The sequence below is a fragment of the Pseudomonas sp. JV241A genome (assembly GCF_900275665.1).
Taxonomy (GTDB): Bacteria; Pseudomonadota; Gammaproteobacteria; order Pseudomonadales; family Pseudomonadaceae; genus Aquipseudomonas; species Aquipseudomonas wadenswilerensis.
In genome coordinates this window covers 63400-87876 of sequence record NZ_OPYO01000024.1, presented here as the reverse complement: position 1 = coordinate 87876, position 24477 = coordinate 63400, and the positions used below count along the sequence as shown (strand labels likewise).

The window sequence follows — 24477 nt, the reverse complement described above, 5'->3', positions numbered from 1 at the left end:
GTGGCGGGCAACTGTCGAGGCTTGGCGGGTTGAACAGGGAGACAACCATGAACGAGCAAGACAACGCCACATCCGTTGACCACCTTGACGCCCCGCGCTCGGTGGCGTGCCTATGAGGCTCAAACCTTTTATCCAGGCGGTGATGGCCGGGCTAGGCGTTCTCGCCAGCGCGCCGTTGCTGGCCGAGGGGTTGCCGGTGCCGCTGGACGCCAAAGTGGTCGATCAGCGCCCTCCAGTGTTGCAGGAGCGCATCTACCCGCTGGGCGGCCTGCGCAAGATCAGCAACCAGCTGCGGGTCGACGGCAAGATCGAGAGCCGTGGCCAGGTCAGCTCGACCACCTACGAGCTGCCTCGCGAGCGCAGCGCCAACGAAGCCTTCACCGCAGCCCGCGAAGCCTTGCAGAAGGATGGCGGTTATCCGTTGTTCTGGTGCCAGGCCCGCGATTGTGGCGAGAACAGCCTGTGGGCCAACGAGGTGTTCAAGAACCGCACGCTGTCGGGCGCCGACGAGCAACAGGCGTTCATCCTGCTGCGCCGCTCCGCCGAGCAGAGCAATACCCTGATCGCGCTGTACAGCGTCACCCGTGGCAACAAGCGCGCCTACCTGCATGTCGAAGAGTTTGTCGCCGAGGCGCCCCTGGGCGAGTTGCTGCCAACTGCAGCGACCTTGATGCGCGAACTGCTCGACACCGGCAAGCTCGACTACCCTGACTTGAACGGCGAGCCAGCGCAGGCTTGGGTCAACCTGATCGGGCGCAGCCTTAACAACAACACCACCTTGCGCGTGAGCCTGAGCGGGGCCAAGGCCGAAGCCTGGCGCGAGCAGTTGGTAAAGGCCGGAGTACTTTCGGCGCGACTGGAAGTGGGTAGCGCAGAGACCGATGGTTTCCACGTCGAACTGATTCGTTGATCGAGAAGCATGATGCCAAATAATGACCGCCTGCTGGTGCAGATCATCCTGCTGGCGCTGCTTGGCGCCGGCCTGTGGGTGATGGCGCCGTTTATTTCGGCGCTACTTTGGGGCGCCATCCTGGCCTATGCCAGCTGGCCGCTGATGCGCCTGTTGACCCGCCTGCTCGGCGGTCGCGAAACCCTGGCCGCAGGCTTGCTGACCACCTTGTGGATCTTGCTGGTGGCACTGCCGCTGGTGTGGCTGGGCTTCAACCTGGCCGACCATATTCGTGATGCCACCGCCTTCGTACGCGACGTGCAGGTCGACGGCCTGCCCGATGCACCGAGCTGGCTAGGTGGCGTGCCGTTGGTGGGCGAACGTCTGGTGGGCATGTGGGACACCATCGACCAGCAGGGCGCGGCCTTGCTGACCACCATCAAGCCGTACCTGGGCCAGGTCGGCAATTGGCTGCTGGCGCGCAGCGCGCAGATCGGCAGCGGCATTCTCGAGCTGACCCTGAGCCTGGTCTTCGTGTTCTTCTTCTACCGTGACGGGCCACGGCTGGCGGCTTTCGTGCTGCGCCTGCTGGACCGGCTGATCGGCGAGCGTGCCGAGTACTACCTGGACCTGGTGGCCGGTACCGTGCAACGGGTGGTCAACGGCGTGATCGGCACGGCAGCGGCGCAAGCCGTACTGGCGCTGATCGGCTTTTTGATCGCCGGTGTACCGGGGGCGCTGGTGCTGGGGATCGTCACCTTCATGCTCAGCCTGATCCCCATGGGCCCGCCACTGGCCTGGGTCCCGGCCACCGCCTGGCTGGCCTGGCAGGGCGAATACGGCATGGCGGTGTTCCTCGGCCTCTGGGGTACCTTCATCATCAGCGGCGTCGACAACGTGCTCAAACCCTACCTGATCAGCCGTGGCGGCAACCTGCCGCTGGTGATTGTCCTGCTTGGGGTATTTGGCGGCCTGCTGGCCTTCGGCTTTATCGGCCTGTTCATCGGCCCGACCTTGCTGGCGGTGGCCTACAGCCTGTTGCTGGACTGGTCGCGCAGCGGGCCGGTGGCGCCGCCGCGTACCTGATTGCGGGGTTAGAGCTGGGGGGCGGTGTTCTTCACCACCGCCAGCTCCGGGTGGGCGACCAGCTTGTCGATATGCAGCTCGTCGTTGTTCATCCAGGTCTCGGTCAGCACCCGATAGTGCTCCATGTCACGGCAACGCATGCGCAGGCTGTAGTCGAAGTGACCACTGATCAGCTGGCAGTCGAACACCTGCGGGCAGGCGCGCACGCAGGCTTCAAACGCCTTTTGCGCCGCGCGCCCGCTCTGGTTGGAGAGGGCCACCAGCACCAGCAGCGACAAACCGGGCGAAACCATCTGCACATCGATGATCGCGCCATAGCCGCGAATCACCCCGCGCCGTTCCAGCTTGCGCACCCGCTCCAGGCACGGGCGTGGGGTGAGGTGCACCAGCGATGAGAGCTTTTCATAGGTGATGCGCCCGTTATGGCGCAGCACGTCGATGATCGCTTCGTCGATCCGGTCCAGGGGCGGCGTGGTCTGTGGGCTGTTGACCTTGGTATCCATGCAGGTTCGGCTTCACTTCAAACGGTTGGAAAGAAATTGCTGCAGGCGCTCGCTCTGCGGCTGGTCAAGTATCTCGGCGCTTCCCTGTTCCTCGACCCGGCCCTGATGCAGAAACAGCACCTGGCTCGACACCTGACGGGCAAAGCCCATCTCGTGGGTGACCATGAGCATGGTACGGCCTTCCTCGGCCAGCGTCTGTATGACTTTCAGCACTTCACCGACCAGCTCCGGGTCCAGGGCCGAGGTCGGTTCATCGAAGAGAATGATTTCCGGCTCCATGGCCAGGGCCCGGGCTATCGCCACCCGCTGTTGCTGGCCACCGGAGAGGAACGCCGGGTACTGGTCGGCGGCCCGCGGCGGCAGGCCGACCTTGTCCAGGTACTTGCGCGCCCGGGCTTCGGCTTCCTGGCTGCTGACCCCGAGCACCCGCCGCGGCGCCATGCAGATGTTCTCCAGCACGGTCATGTGGCTCCACAGGTTGAAGTGCTGGAACACCATGGCCAGGCGCGTGCGCAGGTTCTGCAGTTGCGCCGGATGCGGTGCGCGCGTGCCGGCGCGGCCCTGGCGCATTTCGATCGTCTGTTCATCGAGGGTGATGACCCCGGCATCGGGTTGCTCGAGGAAGTTGATGCAGCGCAGCATGGTGCTCTTGCCCGAGCCGCTGGCGCCGATCAGGCTGATCACGTCGCCTTTGCGCGCCTGCAGCGAGACGCCCTTGAGCACTTCATGTTCACCATAGCGTTTGTGCAGGTCGGCAACGCTCAGCTTGACCGTGGCATCGGCGGCAACGCTGGCGATGCGCGGGCTTGGGCGGCTGCGGGGAGTGGGCTCGGCGGTCGCCAGGGCGTGTGCGGTAGTGGTCATGAATTAGCCTCGGGCAGGAACAAGAAAACCCATCCAGCGCCGCTCGGCCAGGCGAAACAGCCCGACCAGCGCGAAGGACAGCAACATGTACAGAAGGGCCGCCGTTCCGAAGGCCTGAAAGGTCAGGAAGGTGGCGGCGTTGGCATCGCGGGCGACCTTGAGGATGTCGGCGATGGTGGCGGTGAAGGCCAGCGACGTGGCGTGCAGCATCAGGATCAGTTCGTTGCTGTAGGCCGGCAGCGAACGGCGCAGGGCTGCGGGCAAGACCACGAACAGGTTCAGCTTCCAGCCGTGCAGGCCATAGGCCTGGGCCGCTTCGATCTCGCCATGGGGAATGTTGCGAATTGCCCCGGCGAAGATCTCCACGGTGTAGGCACAGGTATTGAGCACGAAGGCCAGCAGGGTGCAGTTCAGCGCATTGCGAAAGAACTGGTCGAGCAGGGCGTGATCGCGTACCACCTCCAGCCCGTACAGGCCGGTGTAGCAGATCAGCAACTGGATGTAGAGCGGCGTGCCGCGAAACACGAAGGTGTAGAACTCCACCGGCCAGCGCAGCCACAGGTTGCGCGACACCCGCGCCAGGGCCAGCGGCAGCGACAGGAAAAAGCCCAGGACCATGGTGATGACGAACAGCCACAGGGTCATGGCCAGCCCGGAAAGCCCGGCGCCATCGCTGTAGAGGTAGGCCTGGCCGTACTGTTCAAAGAGTTCGATCATCGTGCCAGCCCCTTGATGCCGGTGTTGTAACGCCGCTCCAGGTGCTTGAACAGGCGGTTGGAGAGGGTGGTGATCAGCAGGTACACAAGCCCGGCGATGATCAGGAAGTACAGGGTGTTGTTGGTGGTCTTGCCGGCGTTCTGCGCGGCCTTGACCAGGTCGGCGAGGCCGATGATCGACACCAGCGCGGTGGACTTGAGCAGCACCAGCCAGTTGTTGCCCAGGCCCGGCAGGGCGAAACGCATCAGTTGCGGGAACAGCACCAGGCGAAAGCGTTGCGCCTTGCTCAGCCCATAGGCTGTGGCTGCCTCCAGCTGCCCGGCCGGGACGCTGAGGATCGCGCCGCGAAAGTTCTCGGTGAAGTAGGCGCCGTAGATGAAGCCCAGGGTGATGACCCCGGCAGTAAACGGGTCGATTTCGAAGTAGTCCCAGCCGAGCATTTCGGTCAGGTCGTTGAGCCACAGTTGCAGGGTGTAGAAGATCAGCAGGATCAGCACCAGGTCCGGCACGCTGCGAATCAGCGTGGTGTACAGGGTTGCCGGCACGCGCAGCAGTTTCAGCCGCGAGAGCTTGGCGCTGGCGCCGAACAGGCCCAGGGCCAGGCTCAGGCCAAGCGACAGCAGCGCCAGTTTCAGGGTCATCCAGGTCCCTTGCAGCAACAGCGGGCCGAAGCCCTGCAAGCTCAGGGCCTGCCAGCCATGGGAGTGAAGGAAGTCGTTCACGGGAAAAATCTCGGTAGGACGCAGGGCAAATGCGGCCGTGATCAGCTCAGGGCGAACCGATCACGACGACACGGCTTACTCGTTGTAGATATCCAGGTCGCCGACGTACTTCTTCTGGATGGCGGCGAAGGTGCCATCGGCATGCACCGCAGCAATGCCTTTGTCGAGCAGGGCCTTGAGCTCGCTGTCGTTCTTGCGCAGGCCCATGGCGATGTCCAGGGGCAGGGTAGGGTCCTTGATCGCCGGGCCGCTCTTGAAGTCGGCGCCTTCGGGCTTGGTGAGGAAGTTCAGCTGGGCTTCGAGCTTGTCGGTCAGGGTGGCGTCGAGGCGGCCGTTGATCAGGTCGGCGTAGTTCTGGTCCTGGGCCTGGTAGGCCTTGATCTGGGCCCCCAGCGGCGCCAGCTTGGCACGGGCATACGCTTCCTGCAGCGAGCCCTGCAATACGCCGACCTGCTTGCCCTTGAGCGATTCGGGGGTGTCGCCGAAGTCGGCGTTGTTGCGCACGATCACCGAAGTCGGGCTGAGGAACAGCCGGGCGCTGAAGTCGATCTGTTTCTGCCGCGCCGGGGTCACCGCCATCGACGACATGATTGCGTCGAACTTGCGTGCCCGCAGGGCCGGGATCATGCCGTCGAATTCGTTGTGCACCCAGGTGCATTTGACTTGCAGCTTGGCGCAGATGGCGTTGCCCAGCTCGATGTCGAAGCCTTGCAGGCTGCCATCGGCGGCAACGGATTCAAAAGGGGGGTATTCGGGGTAGACGCCGAAACGGATCTCGGTCCATTCCTTGGCCTGCACCGCACTTGCGCACAGTGGCAGGAGCAGCACGCTGAGGAGCTTTCGCAGCGAAGTCATATGAGTATCCCTGAGTTTTATAGTTGATGTAGGGCAGTGGTGCGCTTCTGGTCTTTTAGTGACTCTCTGGTCGGGCTCAGAATGCGCGATGACGACGTTTTTTTTGTGTCGTTTGCGCCGGCGTCGGCTGCCGGATTTTGCTGTTAACGCGTGTATGGCAGCCGAATCGGCTGAGGCACCTCCTGTTTAAGCTTCCCTTGCAGCAGTTTCCGATCTGCCGCGCGGTGGCACGGCAGAATCGGTCGGGTTCAGGCGCGTTTTTTCTGCAGGTTTTCAACCGGTGCACGCAGCAGCGCGAACAGGTCTTTCGGGTCCTTGAGTTCCGGCACCAGGGCGATCTCGCTGCCGATGTCCAGGGCCTTGGCCACGTCCAGCACATAACGCAGCGCCGAGTAATCTTCGAGGGCGAAGCCGACCGAGTCGAACAGCGTCACTTGCGCGGCGTTTTCGCGACCGGCCACCTGGCCGTTGATCACTTGCCAGAATTCGGTGGTCGGCGAGTCGGCGGGCATTTGCTGGATTTCGCCTTCGATGCGGCTTTGCGGTTCGTACTCGACGATCACCCGCGCGCGCTCGACGATCTCGCGGTGCAGTTCGGTCTTGCCCGGGCAGTCACCGCCGACGGCATTGAGGTGCATGCCCGGCTCGATCATCTCCGGCGTGAGGATGGTGGCGTAGGCCTTGTCGGCGGTCACCGTGGTGACGATGTCGGCGCCGCGCACCGCTTCGGCGACGGAACCGGCGACGGTTACCTTGATTGCAGGGAAGGCGCTGAGGTTGGCGACCAGTTTGGCGCTGGCGGCCGGGTCCAGGTCATACAGGCGAATGTCTTCGATGCCCAGCAGGGCGTGGAAGGCCAGGGCCTGGAACTCGCTTTGCGAGCCGTTGCCGATCAGCGCCATGCTGCGGCTGTCCTTGCGCGCCAGGTAGCGGGCGGCCAGGGCCGAAGTGGCGGCGGTACGGATAGCGGTGGTCAGGGTCATTTCGCTGAGCAGCACCGGCGCGCCGGTATCGACGTCGCCCAGGGCGCCGAAGGCCATTACCGTGAGCATGCCGCGATGGGTATTTTTCGGGTGGCCGTTGACGTACTTGAAGGCGTACAGGTTGGCGTCGGACACCGGCATCAGCTCGATCACGCCATCGGGCGAGTGGTTGGCCAGGCGTGCGCATTTTTCGAAGTCCTGCCAGCGCAGGTAGTCCTCACGGATGTACTCGGCCATTTCGCTGATGCAGGTGCTCAGGCCTTTGCGTGCCACCAGGCGGCTGAGGTCGGTAACGTCGATATAGCGGGTCATGATGAACTCCTTTGTTGTAATCAGTGACGGACGGGCAGGTGCACTTCGGCGAGCATGCAGCGCGCGCTGCCGCCGCCAATGCGCTCGATATGGTCGATGTTCACCACCACCGGGTGGCTGTGCTGTTCGACCTGCCGGCGCTGTTCGGGGCTGAGCGAGCGCCAGGCGCTGCGCGACATCACCAGCAGCGGCTGGCCTTGCTTGTCGTGGACTTCAAGCATGTTGCCGGCGAAACCTTCGAGCTGGTCGAAATCCAGGGTCAAAATGTCCTTGCCGGTGTCGCGCAGAGAATGCTCCAGGGCGCGGCGCTCGGCGGCCTCGGGCAGGGCCTGCAGGCAGACCACCGAGAGCCCGCGGCCAACGCTCATCATCACATTGCAGTGATAGATCGGCGCCTGGTGGCGGTCGATGGCGTGGAACAGGCACAGGCGATAGTCGAGCTGTTCGGCGAAAAGGCGCAGGGCCTGGGTGTGGGTGCGCCCGGAATGGCAGGCATAGCTGATCCGGTGCTCGCGATCCAGGACCATGCTGCCGGTCCCTTCCAGATACATACTCTGCTGTTCCAGGGGGCTCAGATCGATGGTCTGACGGACGGCAAAACGCTCTTCGAGCACCTTGAGCACGCCCTTGCTGCGCTCCAGGCGGCGGTTCTGGCCTTCCATCGGATAGAGCACCAGGCTGCCGTCGGCGTGGCTGCTCCACCAGTTGTTGGGGAAAATCGAGTCTGGGGTGTGCGGCGCCGGGGTGTCCTGCACCACCAGCACTTCGACGCCGTGCTGGCGCAGGGTGTCGACATAACCATCGAACTCTTCCAGCGCTTTCTGCTGTGCCTGCTCCGGCTCGAGCAGGGCTTGCTGGAAACGGTTGTTGAGGGCGGTATCCGGGTTGAAGGCGAACCGCGCCGGGCGGATCATCAAGACTGTATTTGTTGTTTGCATCGAGGCACGCATCCGGGGTTGGCTGTGTGCTTATTGTCGACGTGATCAATGATAAATCCCGGCTGAAGCGCGTTGGGCGCTCAGCCGGTAAAGCTGAAATAGTGGGTTTGACAGCGGAATCTGCTGTGATGACTCAAGGTGGGTCTTGCTTGAAGGCGCGCAGCTGCCGCGCCAGGCTCAGCGCGGTGCTGGCGCTGTGTTCGCCGGCAAGGATGTGGGTGAAGGGCAGGTCGATCAGGCGATTGTTGCGCACGGCTTGCAAGTGCGAGAGCGCCGGGTGCTTGCGCAGGTAAGCGCGCTTGCCGGCGGCGGGCGACCACACTGCATCGGCAAGGATGATGACGTCGGGGTCGGCGCGCAGCAGGCTTTCGGCATCGACCGTGACCCGGTTCAGCTCAACCTCGGCGTAAAGGTTGCGGCCGCCCGCCGCGTCGATCAGTTGGGTGATGAAGCCGCGCTTGCCTTCGCTGTGCAGGCCGTTGACCTCGCTGTCGAGGTAGAACACCGACAGCGGCTGCCCGTGCCCGGCGATGGCTTTAGCAGCGGCCAGATCCTGGCGCTGGCGGGTGATCAGGTGGCTGGCCTGGGCGTCGCGCTGCAACAGGCGGCCGAGGACACGCAGGTCTTGTTCAACGGCGGCAAAGCCGTTTTCGGTCGCTGGCGCGCAGGCGTTCTCCAGCAGGTAAGTGCCGATGCCGTTGGCCTTCAAGGTCGTGCGCAGGGCTACGCCGTCGCTGTCGCGAAAGGCACTGGCAAAACCGCCGACCAGCAGGTCGTAACCCTGGGCATAGACGACCTCGGTTGCCGGGTAGCGGCGTGACAGCAGGGGGACGCCGCGATAGCGTCCGCTGGCCAGGGCTTGCGGGTCGTCATCGATATAGCTGACCGCGGCCAGGGTTGGGCCGGCTTCAAGGGCCAGCAGCAGGTCGGCGGCGTGCTGGTTGAGGGCCAGGATGCGTTGTGGACGGTCATGTGGCAGTTGCCAGGTCTGCCCGCAGTTTTGATAGTCCAGGGCCAGGGCGCTGCTGCTCAGCACGGCCAGCAAGCTGGCGCCGAACCACCTCATGACACCTGGCCATTGAGCAGCAGATCGGGCACCGGCTGGCCCTCGATCAGGTGTTCGCGCACCAGCCGTTGCGCGTCTTCGGCGTTGGCTACCCGGTACCAGCAACGGTCCGGATACACCGTCAGCACTGGGCCGAGGTTACAGGGGAACTGGCAATGGCTGCGGGTCAGCAGCACGCCGTCAGTGGTTTCGATACGGTTGGCCACCAGCAGCTCGCGGCGCAGGACTTTCCACAGCGGCAGGGCACCGCGTTGCACGCAGCGAGGGCCGGTGCAGAGCATCACGTGGCGGGTATGCTCGGGGATCTGCGACCACTCGGGCTTGCTCTGGATTTCATCTTCGGCGACGCGGCCGCGGCGACGCTTGGGGGTTGTTGCTGTCATGGACTTCTCGAAAAACATTCGCGAAGCGCACAGGAGGGCCCCAGCCAACACGCGCCAGGCAGCCGGCTCGTGCCCGCCCTCCGCAGGTTTGCCTAAATGACTGCGTGCAGTCGTGGGGCTTCAGGCCGGTCTCCGGGCTTGCGAGGCTTGAAGCCATTCGCCTTCCCATGCCTGTGGGCACAGTGGCGGGTTGAATGCTTCACTCGCTTACCGTTGCGGGGGCAGCGCCGGACTGGTCGATAACGACGCACCGGCTTCCCGTTTCACCTGACGCACGGCGGCGGCAGGCACCTGAAACTGGCAGGCATCTGACCATCAGCCCAGGCGTTCGTCAACTGTACCGGCCTGGCCCTGGGCGTGCAGGCGCTTGTACAGGGTGGTGCGGCTGATGCCCAGGGCCCGGGCCAGGGCCGAGATATTGCCGTTGAGGCCTTGCAGGCGCTGGCCGAGGTCGTCGGCGCTAGCTGGTGGCGGCAACACGGGGGGCTGCGGCCTGGAGGCGGGCAGATCGGCAAAGAAACTGTCCGGCAGGTGCTCCACAGCAATCGGCCGCCCGCCCGCCAGCGCCAGTGCGACCTGGAGCACGCTGGCCAGCTGGCGCAGGTTGCCCGGCCAGGGGTGCTGGAGCAGCAGTTCCAGCACCTTGCCGGGCAGTTGCGTCGGCGCCCCGGGCTCGCGGTGCTGCTGGTGGAGCTGTTCGATCAGGGCCAGGCGGTCGCTGCGTTCGCGCAATGGCGGCAGCATCAGGCTGAGACCGGCGATGCGGTAGTACAGGTCCTGGCGAAAGTGGCCCAGACGTACTTGGTCGGCGAGGTTCTGGTTGGTCGCCGAGACCACGCGGATATCCACCGGGATCGGTTCACCACTGCCCAATGGCTGGATGTTGCGGGTCTGCAGAAAACGCAGCAGGCGTGCCTGGGTCGGCAGCGGCATGTCACCGATTTCATCGAGAAACAGGATGCCCCGGTCGGCCTTGCGGATCAGGCCGATGTTGCCCTTGTGATGGGCGCCGGTGAATGCGCCTTTCTCGTAGCCGAACAGCTCCGACTCGACCAGCTCGGCCGGAATCGCTGCGCAGTTCACCGCAATCAACGGCTGGCCGGCGCGGCTGCTGGCGCGGTGCAGGGCATTGACGAAGACTTCCTTGCCGGCTCCGGTTTCGCCCTCGATCAATAGTGGAATGTCCTTTTCCAGCAACAACCCGGCCTGGTGCAGGGCCTTGTCGATACGCGGGTCGCAGGTGGTTTGCGCATGGCTGACCGGTGTGGCCCGCGGGGCTTGGGTGGGGGCATGCAACAGGCAATGAAAACGGTTGCGCCCGGTCACCTGCACGGCGAACGGTTGCTCTGCGCTGTGGCCGAGCAGTTGCACCAGGGGCGTCCTGAACAACTGCTCCAGGTTCAGTTGCAACGGATTCTGGCCGAGCAAACTGTCGGCCCGGCGATTGGCCGCCAGCACCCGGCCCTGGTCATCGAACACCAGCAGCCCGGCCCATTGGCTGTCGAGGTTGTTGGCGCCGGTATTGAAGCTCAGTTGCCGGTAATCCCCGGCAAAGCGCGCCAGGATCAGGCGGTTCTCCAGGCTCTGGCTCATCATCCGCACCAGGCCCTGGGTTTGCGCCGCCGGCAGGTAGCTGTCGCTGGACACATCGAGTACGCCGATCAACTGGCGCTCGGCGTCGAACAAGGGGGCGGCGGCGCTGGCCATGAAGCGGTTGAGCTTGAGGAAGTGCTCATCCTGGCTGACATGCACCGCCTCGCCGGTAGCCAGGGCGGTGCCGATGGCATTGGTGCCCACCCCTTGTTCCCGCCAGCAGGCGCCGGCGACAAAGCCGTGGCGCTGGCGCGGGTCGATAAAGCGGCGGGTGCCCCAGGCATCGAGCAACTGGCCCTGATGGTCGCTGAGCATGATCAGGTAACTGGAGTTGCCGAGCAGGTGCGCGTATTGCGGCAGCACCTCGTCGCGGGTGGTGCCCAGCAGTGAATGCTCGCGTTCGAGCAGTTCGCTGACCTGGGCGGCGGATGCTTCGCCGAACTGCGGTTGTGACTGGTGATCCAGGCCGTAGGCGCGGCAGCGCTGCCAGGAGGCCTGGATCAGTTGCGCATGGGCGCTGGTGGATGCGGCCATGGGCCCGTCCTCTGCCGGCGGCAGTGTTGTTGTTTTTGTCTGATCCAGTGTTGTTCAGTCCTGTTCATTGTCAATGCCGCGGCTGTTCAACTGTGCAGCGAAGGCTGTTCATTTCTGTTCAGGTGTGAACCCCGGCCATTGGTAAATTCGTTGAAATGCTTTTGCCGGCAAAGGCTTGGCAACTGCTGGCACGAATCTGGCTCTGCCTTGTGCGCCTGCTCGATAACAACAAGAAGGCCGCGCCATGTCGCTCACGCTCGAACATGTCAGCCGTACCGTGGATAACCAGGTGTGCATCGACGATGCCTGCCTGAGCTTCGAGCCCGGCTCGTTCAATGTGCTGCTCGGCCGCACCCTGGCCGGCAAGACCAGCCTCATGCGCCTGATGGCCGGGCTTGATCGGCCGGACCGTGGCCGGGTGCTGATGAATGGCGAAGATGTCACCGGCCGCCCGGTGCGCCAGCGCAATGTGTCGATGGTCTATCAGCAGTTCATCAACTACCCGACCCTGAGCGTGTTCGAGAACATTGCCTCACCCTTGCGCCAGGCGCGCATGGCCGAAGCGCTGATCCGCGAGAAAGTCCAGCAGACCGCGCAGATGCTGCGTATCGAGCCGTTTCTGCAACGCTTGCCGCTGGAGCTGTCGGGCGGTCAGCAGCAACGCACGGCCATGGCTCGGGCACTGGTCAAGGACGCCGAACTGATCCTGTTCGATGAGCCGCTGGTGAACCTCGACTACAAGCTGCGTGAAGAGTTACGCCAGGAGATGCGCGAGCTGTTCGCCGCCCGCCATTGCATTGCCGTGTACGCCACCACCGAACCCAACGAAGCCCTGGCCCTGGGTGGCACCACCACCATCCTCCATGAAGGGCGCATCGTGCAGAGCGGGCCCACTGCCCAGGTCTATCACCAGCCGCGCACGGTGCTGGCCGCCGAGCTGTTTTCCGAGCCGCCGATCAATCTGATGCCCGGGCGTATCAGCGGCAATGAGGTGAGTTTTGCCGGTGCCGTGCATTTCGCCATGAACGCCGATCTGCGCCGCATTGGCGATGGGGATTACCGCTTTGGCGTGCGCCCGAGCCATATCAGCCTGGTGCCGTCCAACGACGATGACCTGGAGCTGGCAGTGCTGGTGGAACTGGCGGAAATCAGCGGCTCGGAAACCTTCCTGCATGTGCGCAACGAGCACTTTCGCCTGGTCCTGCACCTGCCTGGCGTGCACGAGTACCACGTCGATGCGCCGATCCGGGTGTTCATCCCCACCCACAAGCTGTTTGTCTTCGACACCGCCGGGCAGCTGGTGCAGGCGCCGGGCCTGCGTGAAGCGAGGGTCGCCTGATGGCCGAGATTCGCCTGCAACAGCTGGCGCACAGCTACAGCCGTGACCCGCAGGGCGCTGACGACTATGCCTTGCGCGAGCTCGAACATGTCTGGGAGCAGGGCGGTGCCTATGCCTTGCTCGGGCCTTCGGGGTGCGGCAAATCCACGTTGCTCAATATCATTTCCGGGCTGCTCAGCCCGTCCCAGGGCCAGGTATTGTTTGATGGCAAGGTGGTCAACGCGCTGTCGCCGCAGGCCCGCAACATCGCCCAGGTGTTCCAGTTCCCGGTGGTCTACGACACCATGACAGTGTTCGACAACCTGGCCTTTCCGCTGCGCAACCAGGGCCTGGATGAAGTGCGCATCGGCAAGAAGGTGGCAGAGATCGCCGAGGTGCTCGACCTGGGTAACCTGTTGAAGAAGAAAGCCCGCAACCTCAGCGCCGATGAGAAGCAGAAGGTCTCCATGGGCCGCGGCCTGGTGCGCGACGACGTCTCGGCGATCCTCTTCGACGAGCCGCTGACGGTGATCGACCCGCACCTTAAATGGAAGCTGCGGCGCAAGCTCAAGCAGATCCATGAGCAGTTCAACATCACCATGATCTACGTCACCCACGATCAGCTCGAAGCCTCGACCTTCGCTGACAAGATCGCGGTGATGTATGGCGGGCAGATCGTCCAGTTCGGCACCCCCCGCGAGTTGTTCGAACGGCCGCGCCACACCTTTGTCGGTTACTTCATCGGCAGCCCGGGGATGAACCTGATCCCGGTGCAGGTGCAGCCCGGCGGGGTCGGCTTTGCCGGCATCCACCTGCCATTGCCTGGGGATCTGCAGGAGCGCCTGGCGGCGAGCAACACCACGCACCTGCAGGTGGGCATCCGCCCGGAATTCGTCCAGGTCTGGGACGCGCCGTTCGACGAAGGCTTCAGCGCCCGGGTGGTGGATGTCGAAGACCTGGGGACCTACAAGATTCTCAGCCTCGACCTGCAAGGCGTGCCGCTCAAAGTGCGCCTGGGCGAGGACCGCACCTTGCCGGTGGGCCAGGCCTGGATCAGTTTTCCGGCGCAGTGGCTGATGCTCTATGCCGATGACGTGCTGCTGGAGGCCCGGCCATGAACAAGGTGCCCAACAACAAGGCCTGGTGGCTGGTGCTGCCGGTGTTTTTGCTGGTGGCCTTCAGCGCCGTGGTACCGATGATGACCGTGGTCAACTACTCGGTGCAGGACATTTTCGACCAGTCCAGCCGCTACTTCGTTGGCGCCGACTGGTACCGCCAGGTGCTGCAGGACCCGCGCCTGCACGACTCCCTGCTGCGCCAGTTCATCTACTCGGCCTGCGTGCTGCTGATCGAAATCCCCCTGGGGATCGCCGTCGCCCTGACCATGCCGACCAAGGGCCGCTGGTCGTCCCTGTGCCTGATCGTCATGGCCATTCCGCTGCTGATCCCGTGGAACGTGGTCGGCACCATCTGGCAGATTTTCGGCCGTGCCGATATTGGCCTGCTGGGTGCTTCACTCAAACAGTTGGGCATCAACTACAACTATGCCGCCAACACCATGGACGCCTGGGTCACGGTGCTGGTGATGGACGTCTGGCACTGGACCTCGCTGGTGGCGCTGCTGTGTTACTCCGGCCTGCGCGCAATTCCCGACGTGTATTACCAGGCGGCGCGCATCGACCGCGCTTCGGCCTGGGCGGTGTTCCGGCATATCCAGTTGCCGAAGATGAAGAACGTGCTGTTGATCGCGGTGATGCTGCGCTTCATGGACAGCTTCATGATCTACACCGAGCCGTTCGTGCTCACCGGTGGCGGGCCGGGCAATGCCACTACTTTCCTCAGCCAGACCCTGACGCAGATGGCGGTCGGGCAGTTCGACCTGGGACCTGCGGCGGCGTTCTCGCTGGTGTACTTTCTGATCATTCTGCTGGTGTCATGGCTGTTCTATACCGCCATGACCCATGCCGACAAACAGTAGGGGCCGCCCATGAACCTGCGCAAGACGCTGCCGCTGCTGCTGTACATCCTGTTCCTGCTGGTGCCGATCTACTGGCTGCTGAACATGTCGTTCAAGAGCAACACCGAGATCCTCGGCGGCCTGACCCTGTGGCCGCAGAACTTCACCTTCGACAACTACCGGGTGATCTTCACCGACCCCAGTTGGTACAGCGGCTACATCAACTCGCTGTACTACGTGTGCCTGAACACGGTGATCTCCCTGAGCGTGGCCTTGCCGGCAGCCTATGCCTTCTCGCGCTACCGCTTTCTTGGCGACAAGCACCTGTTCTTCTGGCTGCTTACCAACCGCATGGCGCCACCGGCAGTGTTTCTCCTGCCGTTCTTCCAGCTGTATTCGTCCATCGGCCTGTTCGATACGCACATTGCCGTGGCCCTGGCCCACTGCCTGTTCAACGTTCCGCTGGCGGTGTGGATTCTCGAAGGCTTCATGTCCGGAGTACCGAAGGAAATTGACGAAACCGCCTACATCGACGGCTACAGCTTCCCGCGGTTCTTCGTGAAGATCTTCGTGCCGCTGATTGGCTCCGGCATCGGCGTCACGGCGTTTTTCTGCTTCATGTTTTCCTGGGTCGAACTGCTGCTGGCACGCACCCTGACCTCGGTGAACGCCAAGCCGATTGCCGCGGTGATGACCCGAACGGTGTCGGCCTCGGGAATCGACTGGGGCGTGCTGGCCGCTGCCGGGGTACTGACCATTCTGCCGGGCATGCTGGTGATCTGGTTTGTCCGTAACCATGTCGCCAAGGGCTTTGCCCTGGGCCGGGTCTGAGGAGCGCGCTATGGACTGGATGGCCTGGACTTTGCCAACAACGATCTTCTTCGCCTCGATCGGCCTGTTGCTGCTGGGCATGACGCTGTATGAGCTGCGCCGGCCGTGCGTCGAGCGTCGTGGTTTTCTGCCGATCGCCACCAGCCGTGGCGACCGGTTGTTCATTGGTTTGCTGGTCAGCGCTTACCTGCACCTGCTGGTAATCGGGCTCAGCGACTGGAACCTGTGGGTAGCCTCGCTGCTGTCCCTGGCCTGGCTGTTGGTGGTGATGCGCTGGGGTTAGCCGAGGGCAATCGGCAGGGCTCCGGGAAAATACTCAATCGGGAGATCACAATGTTCGACAACAACAAGAACCGGCGACATTTGACCCTGGCAGCCCTGCTGGTGCTTGGCAGCTTTCACGCCAGTGCCTGGGCCGATGCCTATGAAGATGCCGCCAAGAAGTGGATCGGCAGCGAGTTCAAGCCTTCGACCCTGACTCCCGAGCAGCAGCTTGAAGAGTTGAAGTGGTTCATCAAGGCGTCCGAGCCGTTTCGCGGGATGAAGATCAACGTGGTGTCGGAAACCATCGCCACCCATGAGTACGAGGCCAAGGTGCTGGCCAAGGCATTCAGCGAGATCACCGGGATCAAGCTGACCCACGACTTGCTGCAGGAAGGCGACGTGGTGGAAAAACTGCAGACGCAGATGCAGTCGGACAAGAATATCTACGACGGTTGGGTCAATGATTCCGACCTGATCGGTACGCACCTTCGCTATGGTAAGACCGAATCCATCACCGACCTGATGGCCAACGAAGGCAAGGACTACACCTCGCCGACCCTGGACCTTAAGGACTTTATCGGCATCTCCTTCACCACCGCGCCGGACGGCAAGATCTATCAACTGCCTGACCAGCAGTTCGCCAACCTCTACTGGTTCCGCGCCGACTGGTTCGACCGCCCCGACCTCAAGGCCAAGTTCAAGGAAAAGTACGGCTACGAGCTGGGCGTGCCGGTGAACTGGTCGGCCTATGAAGACATCGCCAAGTTCTTCAGCGAGGACGTCAAGGAAATCGACGGCAAACGCGTTTACGGGCACATGGACTACGGCAAGAAAGACCCTTCGCTGGGCTGGCGCTTCACCGATGCCTGGTTCTCCATGGCCGGTGGTGGAGACAAGGGCCTGCCCAACGGCTTGCCGGTGGATGAATGGGGCATTCGCGTCGAAGACTGCCATCCGGTCGGCTCCAGCGTTACCCGTGGCGGCGACACCAATGGCCCGGCTGCGGTCTACGCCACGCAAAAATATGTCGACTGGATGCGCGCCTATGCGCCGCCAGAGGCCCAGGGCATGACTTTCTCCGAATCCGGGCCGGTGCCGTCCCAGGGCAACATCGCCCAGCAGATTTTCTGGTACACCGCCTTTACCGCCGACATGACCAAGCCAGGCCTGCCGGTGATGAACGCCGACGGCACGCCGAAGTGGCGCATGGCACCGTCGCCCAAGGGGCCGTACTGGGAGGAGGGCATGAAGCTTGGCTATCAGGATGCTGGCTCCTGGACCTTCCTCAAGTCGACGCCAGAGAAGCAGCGCCTGGCCGCCTGGCTATACGCCCAGTTCGTCACCTCCAAGACCGTCTCGCTGAAAAAGACCATTGTCGGGCTGACGCCGATCCGCGAGTCGGACATCAACTCCCAGGCCATGACCGATCTTGCGCCCAAGCTCGGTGGGCTGGTGGAGTTCTACCGCAGCCCGGCGCGGGTGCAATGGACTCCGACCGGCACCAACGTGCCGGACTACCCGCGGCTGGCGCAGCTGTGGTGGAGCCATATCGCCGAGGCGGCGAGTGGCGAGAAGACCCCGCAGGAGGCGCTGGATGGCCTGGCCAAGGATCAGGACCGCATCCTCGAGCGTCTGGAGCGCTCCAAGGCTCAGGCGACTTGCGCACCCAAGCTGAACAAGGAGCGTGATGCCCAGTACTGGTTCGACCAGCCGGGGGCACCGAAGCCGAAACTGGCCAACGAGAAACCCAAGGGCGAAACCGTGAGCTACAGCGAACTGCTCAAATCCTGGGAGGCTGCACGCAAGTAGCCACGCAGGTTGGGTGTAGGAGCGGGCTTGAGCCGCGATGAGGCCCTGACGCCAGGCACAAAAAAACGGCACCTTCACCGGTGCCGTTTCTTATTCCGCCATCAGCACTTACTTATGCAGTGCTTCGGCCGCATACAACGTGTTCTCCAGCAGGCACGCGCGGGTCATCGGCCCGACGCCACCCGGCACCGGAGTGATCCAGCCAGCGCGGGGCAGGGCAGTCTCGTAGACCACATCGCCAACCAGCTTGCCATCTTCCTGACGGTTGATGCCGACGTCGATGACGATCGCGCCTTCCTTGATCCACTCGCCCTTGACCAGGCCCGGCTTGCCGGCGGCGACTACCACCAGGTCGGCACGGCCAACGTGGCCGGCCAGGTCCTTGGTGAAGCGGTGGGTGACGGTCACAGTGCAACCGGCCAGCAGCAGTTCCATGGCCATCGGCCGGCCAACGATGTTGGAGGCGCCGACGACAACCGCGTTCATGCCGTACAGGTCCTGACCGGTGCTTTCCAGCAGGGTCATGATGCCTTTTGGCGTGCACGGGCGCAGCAGCGGGATTCGCTGGGCCAGGCGGCCGACGTTATAAGGATGGAAACCGTCGACGTCCTTGTCCGGGCGAATGCGCTCGAGCAGCAGCGAGGCGTCCAGGTGCGCCGGCAGCGGCAGCTGCAGGAGGATGCCGTCGATGTTCGGGTCATCGTTAAGGCGATCGATCAGCTCGGTCAGGGCTTGCTGCGTGGTATCGCTGGGCAGGTCGAAGGCCTGGGAGATAAAGCCGACCTCTTCGCAATCCTTGCGCTTGTGCGAGACATAGACTTGAGAAGCGGGGTCGGTGCCGACCAGGATCACCGCCAGGCCAGGCGTACGCAGGCCTTGCTGGCGACGCTCCACGACACGTTGGGCGATCTGCTGGCGCAGGCTGGCGGCGATCGCCTTGCCGTCGATAAGGTGTGCAGTCATGACGCGTGATTAACCATCGAGAGGGAATAAAAAGAGCGCGCATTCTCGCATGAAGGGGCCCGAGGGCAAAGGCGCTTGGTCCGGCAATTGCCCTAAGCCCTTCAATAAAATGAATTTTTTTCAAAAAATAGTTGACGACTTTGCCACTCGTCTATAACATTCGTCGCACTTGTCGGGCAGAGCCTAGCACTGGTTAGCAAGGTCAGGCAGAATGAGCGGATTTTTAGCTTGTTCGGTACGGCTAAAAGTTAATTTGTAATCGTAACAGAAAGCAGATTAAATACGCGCCCGTAGCTCAGCTGGATAGAGCATCCGCCTTCTAAGCGGATGGTCGCAGGTTCGAGTCCTGCCGGGTGCGCCAATCGGCAGCTTTGGCACAAGTAAAGCGGTAACTGCAATATGGTGGACGTAGCTCAGTTGGTAGAGCGCAGGATTGTGATTCCTGTGGTCGTGGGTTCGATTCCCATCGTCCACCCCATATTCCAAAAGGCGCCCGATGAAAATCTGGCGCCTTTGCTTTAAAAGCTTCATGCGGACGTGGTGAAATTGGTAGACACACTGGATTTAGGTTCCAGCGGCGCAAGCTGTAAGAGTTCGAGTCTCTTCGTCCGCACCATCCAAGCTTTCACCGCCCTTCGCTGAAGTGCGTGAATGTACCAACAGGCGGCTTTGACACAAGCAAAGCGGCCAATGCAATATGGTGGACGTAGCTCAGTTGGTAGAGCGCAGGATTGTGATTCCTGTGGTCGTGGGTTCGATTCCCATCGTCCACCCCATATTCCCAAAGGCGCCCGATGAAAATCCGGCGCCTTTGTTTTAAGTGCTTCATGCGGACGTGGTGAAATTGGTAGACACACTGGATTTAGGTTCCAGCGGCGCAAGCTGTAAGAGTTCGAGTCTCTTCGTCCGCACCATCCACGCTTTCACCGCTCTTCGCTGAAGTGCGTGAACGCCTCGAGAAAGCCGCCTTGTGCGGCTTTTTTCGTTTCTGGGGTTCATGCCTCGGTGCAATTAACGAAGGTCATTAGTGCTGCCGGGGCGATGGGCGCCATACGGTTCGGGCGGGTGTTGATCGTAATCTGGGGCGGGTGCTGCGTTACTGGGCTTCGGCAGCAGGTTCAGTGCGGGAGGTCACGGTGCTGCTCACGACAGTGTCTGGCCCGCTCGTTTCACCGCAGGCTTCCTCGCTGATGGTCCTGGCCAGCGATCCCTTGAAGAGGGGGGTGGATTCCTTGTCGGCGACTGCGCTTTTCAGGTCCTCCAGCGAAGTACCCGAACCCAGGAAGCGTACGGTGCGATTTGTGCAATCGATCTGGCGAGCGCTGTAGCTGGTGCCGCTCAGGCCGACGCGCTGGGTGATGACTGTGCGCTGAGCCGCATCACCGGTCATGCTCACGATCGAATAGCGCGCATCGGGGTCGAATGACGCCTCCAGCAGAGTGGCGTTGGCAGTTAGGCAGGTGAGCGCCAGGCAGCTGGCGGCGAGCAGTTTGTTCGGCACGGGGTCATCCTTGCATTGGTGCTGGTCATTCCATTGGGTCGCTAAGTGGGAATGAAAAGTATTACCGATATGGCGTATTGCTAGCTTATCGGGCTGTCGGCGCCTGGACAATTGCTCGAGGCGTTGGCCTCGGGTATTTCCGACAGCCGGAATGGATTATTCTGACATCTTTTTACGCTCTGGTGACAATCGACCAAAAGCTGATAGATTTCAGCCGGTTGAAACAGTGATCGGGCGTCCGGTCGCAGGAAGGAAGAGCAAGATGATTTCACTTGAACGCCAGGCCATCGCCCTGCAGCGCTATCTCGATGCCAATCCGCAGATGCGTGAGGAAATCGCCGGGCTTAGCGAGCACGAGCAGGCTCAGCAGGTCCTTTGGGCCTTCGAGGATGCCGCGCAGGAGCAGGGGGTTGAACCTTGGGAGTTGACCCTGCAACTGATCGCCGAATCCCCTGAAGAGCTTGAGGTCATGCGCCTTGAGGTGCACCGCGAAGCTGCCGAAGCCTTGGGGATGGACTGGGAAGGGTATTGCGTGATCAACGAAATCGAGCTGAAGCCATAACGCCGTCGCTCGGTTTTGTAGTGTTTTGACAAGAATTATCAGCGGGCCCGCAGGCGGGGCGGTCACGAATGCAAGTGTGCTGTCCAGGCCTTGGCCTGCTTGTGTTGAGGGGCTTCAGGCAGGGTTTTTGCCGAGGCCAGTAAATGAAATGGACCGGTGTGCTTTCCCGTCGTCCTGAACGGGGTGACTTCTGGCCTTTGAGCCACTAGAATGCTTGCCCTTGATTCTGGAGTCGGGTATCGCCGGCTAACGTCTGTGCAACGAGGAATATCCATGCAAGTTTCTGTTGAAAATACTTCTGCTCTCGAGCGCCGCATGACCATCGCCGTTCCGGCCGAGCGCGTCGAGACCGAAGTCAACAAGCGTCTGCAACAGACTGCCCGTCGTGCCAAGGTTCCAGGCTTCCGTCCTGGCAAAGTGCCGATGAGCGTGATCCGTCAGCGCTACGAAGACGCCGCCCGTCAGGAAGCCTTCGGCGACCTGGTACAGGCTTCCTTCTACGAAGCCGTGGTCGAGCAGAAGCTGAACCCGGCTGGCGCCCCTGCCGTCGAGCCAAAATCGTTCGAAAAAGGCAAGGACCTGGAATACGTCGCCATTTTCGAAGTGTTCCCTGAGTTCACCGTTGCCGGTTTCGAGTCGATCGCCGTCGAGCGCCTGAGCGCCGAAGTGGCTGACGCCGACCTGGACAACATGCTGGAAGTGCTGCGCAAGCAGAACGTTCGTTTCGAAGCCGCCGACCGCGCTGCCCAGAACGAAGACCAGCTGAACATCGATTTCGTCGGCAAGGTCGACGGTGAAGTGTTCGCCGGTGGTTCGGCCAAGGGCACCCAACTGGTGCTGGGTTCCGGCCGCATGATCCCGGGCTTCGAAGAAGGCCTGGTTGGCGCCAAGGCCGGTGAAGAGCGCGTTCTGAACCTGACCTTCCCAGAGGATTATCAGAACCTCGACCTGGCTGGCAAGACCGCCGAGTTCACCGTGACCGTCAATAGCGTTGCCGAGCCAAAGCTGCCTGAGCTGACCGAAGAGTTCTTCGCCCAGTTCGGCATCAAGGAAGCAACCCTGGAAGGTTTCCGCACCGAAGTTCGCAAGAACATGGAGCGTGAACTGCGTCAGGCGATCAAGACCAAGGTCAAGAACCAGGTAATGGACGGCCTGCTGGCTGCCAACCCGATCGAAGTGCCAAAAGCCCTGCTGGAAAACGAAGTGAACCGCCTGCGCGTTCAAGCCGTTCAGCAGTTCGGTGGCAACATCAAGCCTGAGCAACTGCCGGCTGAACTGTTCGAAGAGCAAGCCAAGCGCCGCGTCGTGCTGGGCCTGATCGTCGCCGAAGTGGTCAAGCAATTCGACCTCAAGCCAGACGACGCCCGCGTTCGCGAGATGATCCAGGAAATGGCCTCGGCCTACCAGGAGCCTGAGCAGGTCGTGGCTTGGTACTACAAGAACGACCAGCAACTGAACGAAGTCCGTTCGGTTGTGCTGGAAGAACAAGTTGTGGATACTGTTCTGCAGAAAGCGACTGTGACCGACAAATCGGTCTCGTACGAAGACGCCGTAAAACCAGCCCAGGCCCCTGCCGCCGCTGAGTAATACGCCAGCTTCGTAGGAAAACACCACAAGCCAGCCTTCGAGCTGGCTTGTGCGTATTCAAGACATGACTATTTGGGAGTGAGTGCAGGACATGTCCCGCAATTCTTATTATCAGCAGAGCTCTGACATCCAGGCCGCAGGCGGCCTGGTCCCGATGGTTATCGAGCAATCCGCTCGTGGCGAACGCGCCTATGACATCTACTCGCGCCTTCTTAAGGAGCGGGTGATCTTCCTGGTCGGCCCGGTAGAGGACTACATGGCCAACCTGGTTGCGGCGCAGATGCTGTTCCTTGAAGCGGAAAACCCGGACAAGGATATCCATCTCTACATCAACTCGCCGGGCGGTTCGGTGACTGCCGGTATGTCGATCTACGACACCATGCAGTTCATCAAGCCGGACGTCTCGACCATCTGCATCGGCCAGGCCTGCAGCATGGGCGCCTTCCTGCTGGCTGCGGGTGCCAAAGGCAAGCGTCATTGCCTGCCGAACTCGCGGGTGATGATTCACCAGCCACTGGGCGGTTTCCAGGGTCAGGCGACGGATATCGAGATCCACGCCAAGGAAATCCTTTCCATCAAGTCGCGTCTGAACGAATTGCTGGCCTACCACACAGGTCAAGACCTGGAGACCATCAAGCGTGACACCGAGCGCGACAATTTCATGAGCGCCGAGCGCGCAGCCGAATACGGCTTGATCGACTCGGTCTACGACAAGCGGCAACTGGCCTCCTGAATCCGGGTGCCAGAGCAGGCGGGCGCGCATTGCGCCTACCTGCGGACTTGAAAAAGCCCGCAATTGCCTTCATCTTGTGTTGCAAGCCTACCGGATTGGATCGATCGAATGACTGACACCCGTAACGGCGAGGACAACGGCAAATTGCTCTATTGCTCCTTCTGCGGCAAAAGCCAGCACGAAGTGCGCAAGTTGATTGCCGGCCCCTCGGTATTTATCTGCGACGAGTGCGTCGACCTGTGCAATGACATCATCCGTGAGGAGGTGCAGGAAGCCCAGGCCGAAAGCAGCGCGCATAAACTGCCTTCGCCGAAAGAAATCAGCACCATCCTGGACCAGTACGTCATTGGTCAGGAGCGTGCGAAAAAGGTACTGGCGGTAGCGGTATACAACCACTACAAGCGCCTGAATCAACGCGACAAGAAGAACGACGATGTCGAGCTCGGCAAGAGTAACATCCTGCTGATCGGTCCGACGGGCTCGGGTAAGACCCTGCTCGCCGAAACCCTCGCGCGTCTGTTGAATGTACCGTTCACCATCGCCGACGCCACCACCCTGACCGAAGCCGGTTACGTGGGTGAAGACGTCGAGAACATCATTCAGAAACTGCTGCAGAAGTGCGACTACGACGTGGAAAAGGCCCAGATGGGCATTGTCTACATCGACGAGATCGACAAGATCTCGCGCAAGTCGGACAACCCCTCGATCACCCGTGACGTTTCGGGCGAGGGCGTGCAGCAGGCGCTGCTCAAGCTGATCGAAGGCACGGTCGCTTCGGTTCCGCCGCAAGGTGGCCGCAAGCACCCGCAGCAGGAATTCCTGCAGGTCGATACGCGTAACATCCTGTTTATCTGTGGCGGTGCGTTCTCCGGCCTCGAAAAGGTCATCCAGGCACGCTCCACCCGCGGCGGCATCGGCTTTGGTGCCGAAGTGCGCAGCAAGCAGGAAGGCAAGAAGGTTGGCGAGTCGCTGCGTGAAGTCGAGCCTGACGATCTGGTCAAGTTCGGTCTGATTCCGGAATTCGTTGGTCGTCTGCCGGTTCTGGCTACACTCGACGAGCTGGACGAAGCGGCATTGATGCAGATTCTGACCGAGCCGAAGAACGCCCTGACCAAGCAGTACGCCAAGCTGTTCGAAATGGAAGGCGTGGACCTGGAGTTCCGCAGCGATGCGCTCAAATCAGTGGCCCGCAAGGCCCTGGAGCGCAAGACCGGGGCCCGTGGCCTGCGTTCGATCCTCGAAGGCATTCTGCTCGACACCATGTACGAGATTCCTTCGCAGAAGGATGTCAGCAAGGTGGTGATCGACGAGAGCGTCATTGATGGCTCTTCGCAGCCGCTGTTGATCTACGAGAACAGCGAGCCGCAAGCCAAGGCTGCACCCGACGTCTGAGTCGCCATGCGGCTCGATTCAAGCAAGGGGCCTTCGGGCCCCTTTGCTTTTCCTGTCGCAGAGCTTGTTTTTTTGCGGGCCTGCCCCCACATTAACTCCACGCTCAAATTCCATC

24 protein-coding genes, 5 tRNA genes and 1 riboswitch are annotated in these 24477 nt (G+C 62.0%); of the genes, 17 read left to right on the top strand and 12 right to left on the bottom strand.

Translation table 11 applies throughout. The features are described 5' to 3' along the window. Positions 1 to 142 precede the first annotated feature (142 nt). Positions 143 to 910 (top strand): DUF4892 domain-containing protein, encoded by a 768-nt coding sequence (locus JV241A_RS16010; protein ID WP_115087917.1) that lies wholly within the window; start codon positions 143 to 145, stop codon positions 908 to 910. A 12-nt stretch (positions 911 to 922) separates the two neighbouring features. Then, positions 923 to 1975, top strand: coding sequence for an AI-2E family transporter (locus JV241A_RS16005; protein ID WP_115088498.1), 1053 nt, complete (start codon positions 923 to 925; stop codon positions 1973 to 1975). Between the two features lie 8 nt (positions 1976 to 1983). Here JV241A_RS16005 and JV241A_RS16000 read toward each other — a convergent pair whose 3' ends face one another. The 10 genes from JV241A_RS16000 to JV241A_RS15955 all read right to left on the bottom strand — a co-directional run bounded on the left by JV241A_RS16000 (position 1984) and on the right by JV241A_RS15955 (position 11445). Beyond that, on the bottom strand, positions 1984 to 2478 hold the full coding sequence (locus tag JV241A_RS16000; protein WP_010224632.1) for an Lrp/AsnC family transcriptional regulator: 495 nt from the start codon (positions 2476 to 2478) through the stop codon (positions 1984 to 1986). A 12-nt stretch (positions 2479 to 2490) separates the two neighbouring features. Beyond that, complete coding sequence (locus JV241A_RS15995) at positions 2491 to 3342, bottom strand: ATP-binding cassette domain-containing protein (RefSeq protein ID WP_233674513.1); 852 nt, start codon at positions 3340 to 3342, stop codon at positions 2491 to 2493. Positions 3343 to 3345: 3 nt separating this feature from the next. Beyond that, positions 3346 to 4059: an ABC transporter permease gene (locus tag JV241A_RS15990; RefSeq protein ID WP_134063483.1), complete on the bottom strand. Its 714-nt coding sequence runs from the start codon at positions 4057 to 4059 to the stop codon at positions 3346 to 3348. After that, positions 4056 to 4781, bottom strand: a complete 726-nt coding sequence (locus JV241A_RS15985; protein WP_115087915.1) for an ABC transporter permease — start codon at positions 4779 to 4781, stop codon at positions 4056 to 4058. The genes JV241A_RS15990 and JV241A_RS15985 overlap by 4 nt, the downstream gene beginning before the upstream one ends. Before the next feature lie 75 nt (positions 4782 to 4856). After that, a complete protein-coding gene (locus JV241A_RS15980; protein WP_134063481.1) occupies positions 4857 to 5636 on the bottom strand; it encodes an ABC transporter substrate-binding protein in 780 nt (259 codons plus the stop codon). Positions 5637 to 5884: 248 nt separating this feature from the next. Continuing rightward, entirely contained in the window at positions 5885 to 6931 is a 1047-nt protein-coding gene (locus tag JV241A_RS15975) for an ornithine cyclodeaminase (RefSeq protein ID WP_115087913.1), read from the bottom strand. Between the two features lie 20 nt (positions 6932 to 6951). Beyond that, complete coding sequence (locus JV241A_RS15970) at positions 6952 to 7869, bottom strand: arginine deiminase-related protein (protein WP_134063479.1); 918 nt, start codon at positions 7867 to 7869, stop codon at positions 6952 to 6954. A 133-nt stretch (positions 7870 to 8002) separates the two neighbouring features. Further along, entirely contained in the window at positions 8003 to 8935 is a 933-nt protein-coding gene (locus tag JV241A_RS15965; RefSeq protein WP_134063477.1) for an ABC transporter substrate-binding protein, read from the bottom strand. Next, complete coding sequence (locus JV241A_RS15960; RefSeq protein ID WP_051636725.1) at positions 8932 to 9318, bottom strand: (2Fe-2S) ferredoxin domain-containing protein; 387 nt, start codon at positions 9316 to 9318, stop codon at positions 8932 to 8934. The genes JV241A_RS15965 and JV241A_RS15960 overlap by 4 nt, the downstream gene beginning before the upstream one ends. A gap of 105 nt (positions 9319 to 9423) precedes the next feature. Beyond that, positions 9424 to 9628, bottom strand: a riboswitch (cobalamin riboswitch). Positions 9629 to 9633: 5 nt separating this feature from the next. After that, entirely contained in the window at positions 9634 to 11445 is a 1812-nt protein-coding gene (locus JV241A_RS15955; RefSeq protein WP_115087911.1) for a sigma-54-dependent Fis family transcriptional regulator, read from the bottom strand. A gap of 244 nt (positions 11446 to 11689) precedes the next feature. On the opposite strand from JV241A_RS15955, the gene JV241A_RS15950 reads away from it, so the two are divergent. Genes JV241A_RS15950 through JV241A_RS15925 form a run of 6 tightly spaced genes read left to right on the top strand, consistent with a single transcriptional unit; the run spans position 11690 to position 17624 of the window. Beyond that, positions 11690 to 12784, top strand: a complete 1095-nt coding sequence (locus JV241A_RS15950; protein ID WP_010224620.1) for an ABC transporter ATP-binding protein — start codon at positions 11690 to 11692, stop codon at positions 12782 to 12784. Next, positions 12784 to 13881 carry an ABC transporter ATP-binding protein gene (locus JV241A_RS15945; RefSeq protein ID WP_134063475.1) on the top strand — a complete coding sequence of 366 codons (1098 nt, stop codon included), beginning with the start codon at positions 12784 to 12786 and terminating at the stop codon, positions 13879 to 13881. The genes JV241A_RS15950 and JV241A_RS15945 overlap by 1 nt, the downstream gene beginning before the upstream one ends. Next, on the top strand, positions 13878 to 14741 hold the full coding sequence (locus JV241A_RS15940) for a sugar ABC transporter permease (protein WP_134063473.1): 864 nt from the start codon (positions 13878 to 13880) through the stop codon (positions 14739 to 14741). Before JV241A_RS15945 ends, JV241A_RS15940 begins: the two co-directional genes overlap by 4 nt. A gap of 9 nt (positions 14742 to 14750) precedes the next feature. Beyond that, positions 14751 to 15551 carry a carbohydrate ABC transporter permease gene (locus tag JV241A_RS15935; protein WP_010224614.1) on the top strand — a complete coding sequence of 267 codons (801 nt, stop codon included), beginning with the start codon at positions 14751 to 14753 and terminating at the stop codon, positions 15549 to 15551. Positions 15552 to 15561: 10 nt separating this feature from the next. Then, positions 15562 to 15834 carry a DUF2160 domain-containing protein gene (locus JV241A_RS15930; RefSeq protein WP_115087908.1) on the top strand — a complete coding sequence of 91 codons (273 nt, stop codon included), beginning with the start codon at positions 15562 to 15564 and terminating at the stop codon, positions 15832 to 15834. 50 nt (positions 15835 to 15884) lie between these two features. Continuing rightward, positions 15885 to 17624, top strand: coding sequence for an ABC transporter substrate-binding protein (locus tag JV241A_RS15925; protein WP_036994421.1), 1740 nt, complete (start codon positions 15885 to 15887; stop codon positions 17622 to 17624). A 108-nt stretch (positions 17625 to 17732) separates the two neighbouring features. On the opposite strand, the gene folD is transcribed toward JV241A_RS15925, so the two are convergent. Beyond that, entirely contained in the window at positions 17733 to 18587 is an 855-nt protein-coding gene (gene folD, locus JV241A_RS15920; RefSeq protein WP_115087907.1) for a bifunctional methylenetetrahydrofolate dehydrogenase/methenyltetrahydrofolate cyclohydrolase FolD, read from the bottom strand. 284 nt (positions 18588 to 18871) lie between these two features. On the opposite strand from folD, the gene JV241A_RS15915 reads away from it, so the two are divergent. The 5 genes from JV241A_RS15915 (at position 18872) to JV241A_RS15895 (ending at position 19501) form a co-directional block, all read left to right on the top strand. Then, positions 18872 to 18948: transfer RNA gene (locus tag JV241A_RS15915), tRNA-Arg, on the top strand. A 41-nt stretch (positions 18949 to 18989) separates the two neighbouring features. Then, a tRNA-His gene (locus JV241A_RS15910) sits at positions 18990 to 19065 on the top strand. Positions 19066 to 19118: 53 nt separating this feature from the next. Beyond that, positions 19119 to 19203 (top strand) — tRNA-Leu (locus JV241A_RS15905). A gap of 84 nt (positions 19204 to 19287) precedes the next feature. Next, positions 19288 to 19363 (top strand) — tRNA-His (locus JV241A_RS15900). A gap of 53 nt (positions 19364 to 19416) precedes the next feature. Next, positions 19417 to 19501: transfer RNA gene (locus JV241A_RS15895), tRNA-Leu, on the top strand. 182 nt (positions 19502 to 19683) lie between these two features. Here the strand turns inward: JV241A_RS15895 and JV241A_RS15890 are convergent. Beyond that, positions 19684 to 20088, bottom strand: coding sequence for a hypothetical protein (locus JV241A_RS15890; RefSeq protein ID WP_134063471.1), 405 nt, complete (start codon positions 20086 to 20088; stop codon positions 19684 to 19686). Positions 20089 to 20350: 262 nt separating this feature from the next. Here JV241A_RS15890 and JV241A_RS15885 point away from each other — a divergent pair, with 262 nt between their 5' ends. From JV241A_RS15885 to clpX, 4 genes are all read left to right on the top strand, one after another. Next, positions 20351 to 20650: a DUF6388 family protein gene (locus JV241A_RS15885; protein ID WP_115087905.1), complete on the top strand. Its 300-nt coding sequence runs from the start codon at positions 20351 to 20353 to the stop codon at positions 20648 to 20650. Between the two features lie 273 nt (positions 20651 to 20923). Continuing rightward, positions 20924 to 22237 (top strand): trigger factor, encoded by a 1314-nt coding sequence (tig, locus tag JV241A_RS15880; RefSeq protein WP_134063468.1) that lies wholly within the window; start codon positions 20924 to 20926, stop codon positions 22235 to 22237. Positions 22238 to 22328: 91 nt separating this feature from the next. Beyond that, entirely contained in the window at positions 22329 to 22970 is a 642-nt protein-coding gene (gene clpP / locus JV241A_RS15875) for an ATP-dependent Clp endopeptidase proteolytic subunit ClpP (RefSeq protein ID WP_010224369.1), read from the top strand. Positions 22971 to 23078: 108 nt separating this feature from the next. Next, positions 23079 to 24362, top strand: a complete 1284-nt coding sequence (clpX, locus tag JV241A_RS15870; RefSeq protein ID WP_010224368.1) for an ATP-dependent Clp protease ATP-binding subunit ClpX — start codon at positions 23079 to 23081, stop codon at positions 24360 to 24362. Positions 24363 to 24477 lie beyond the last annotated feature (115 nt).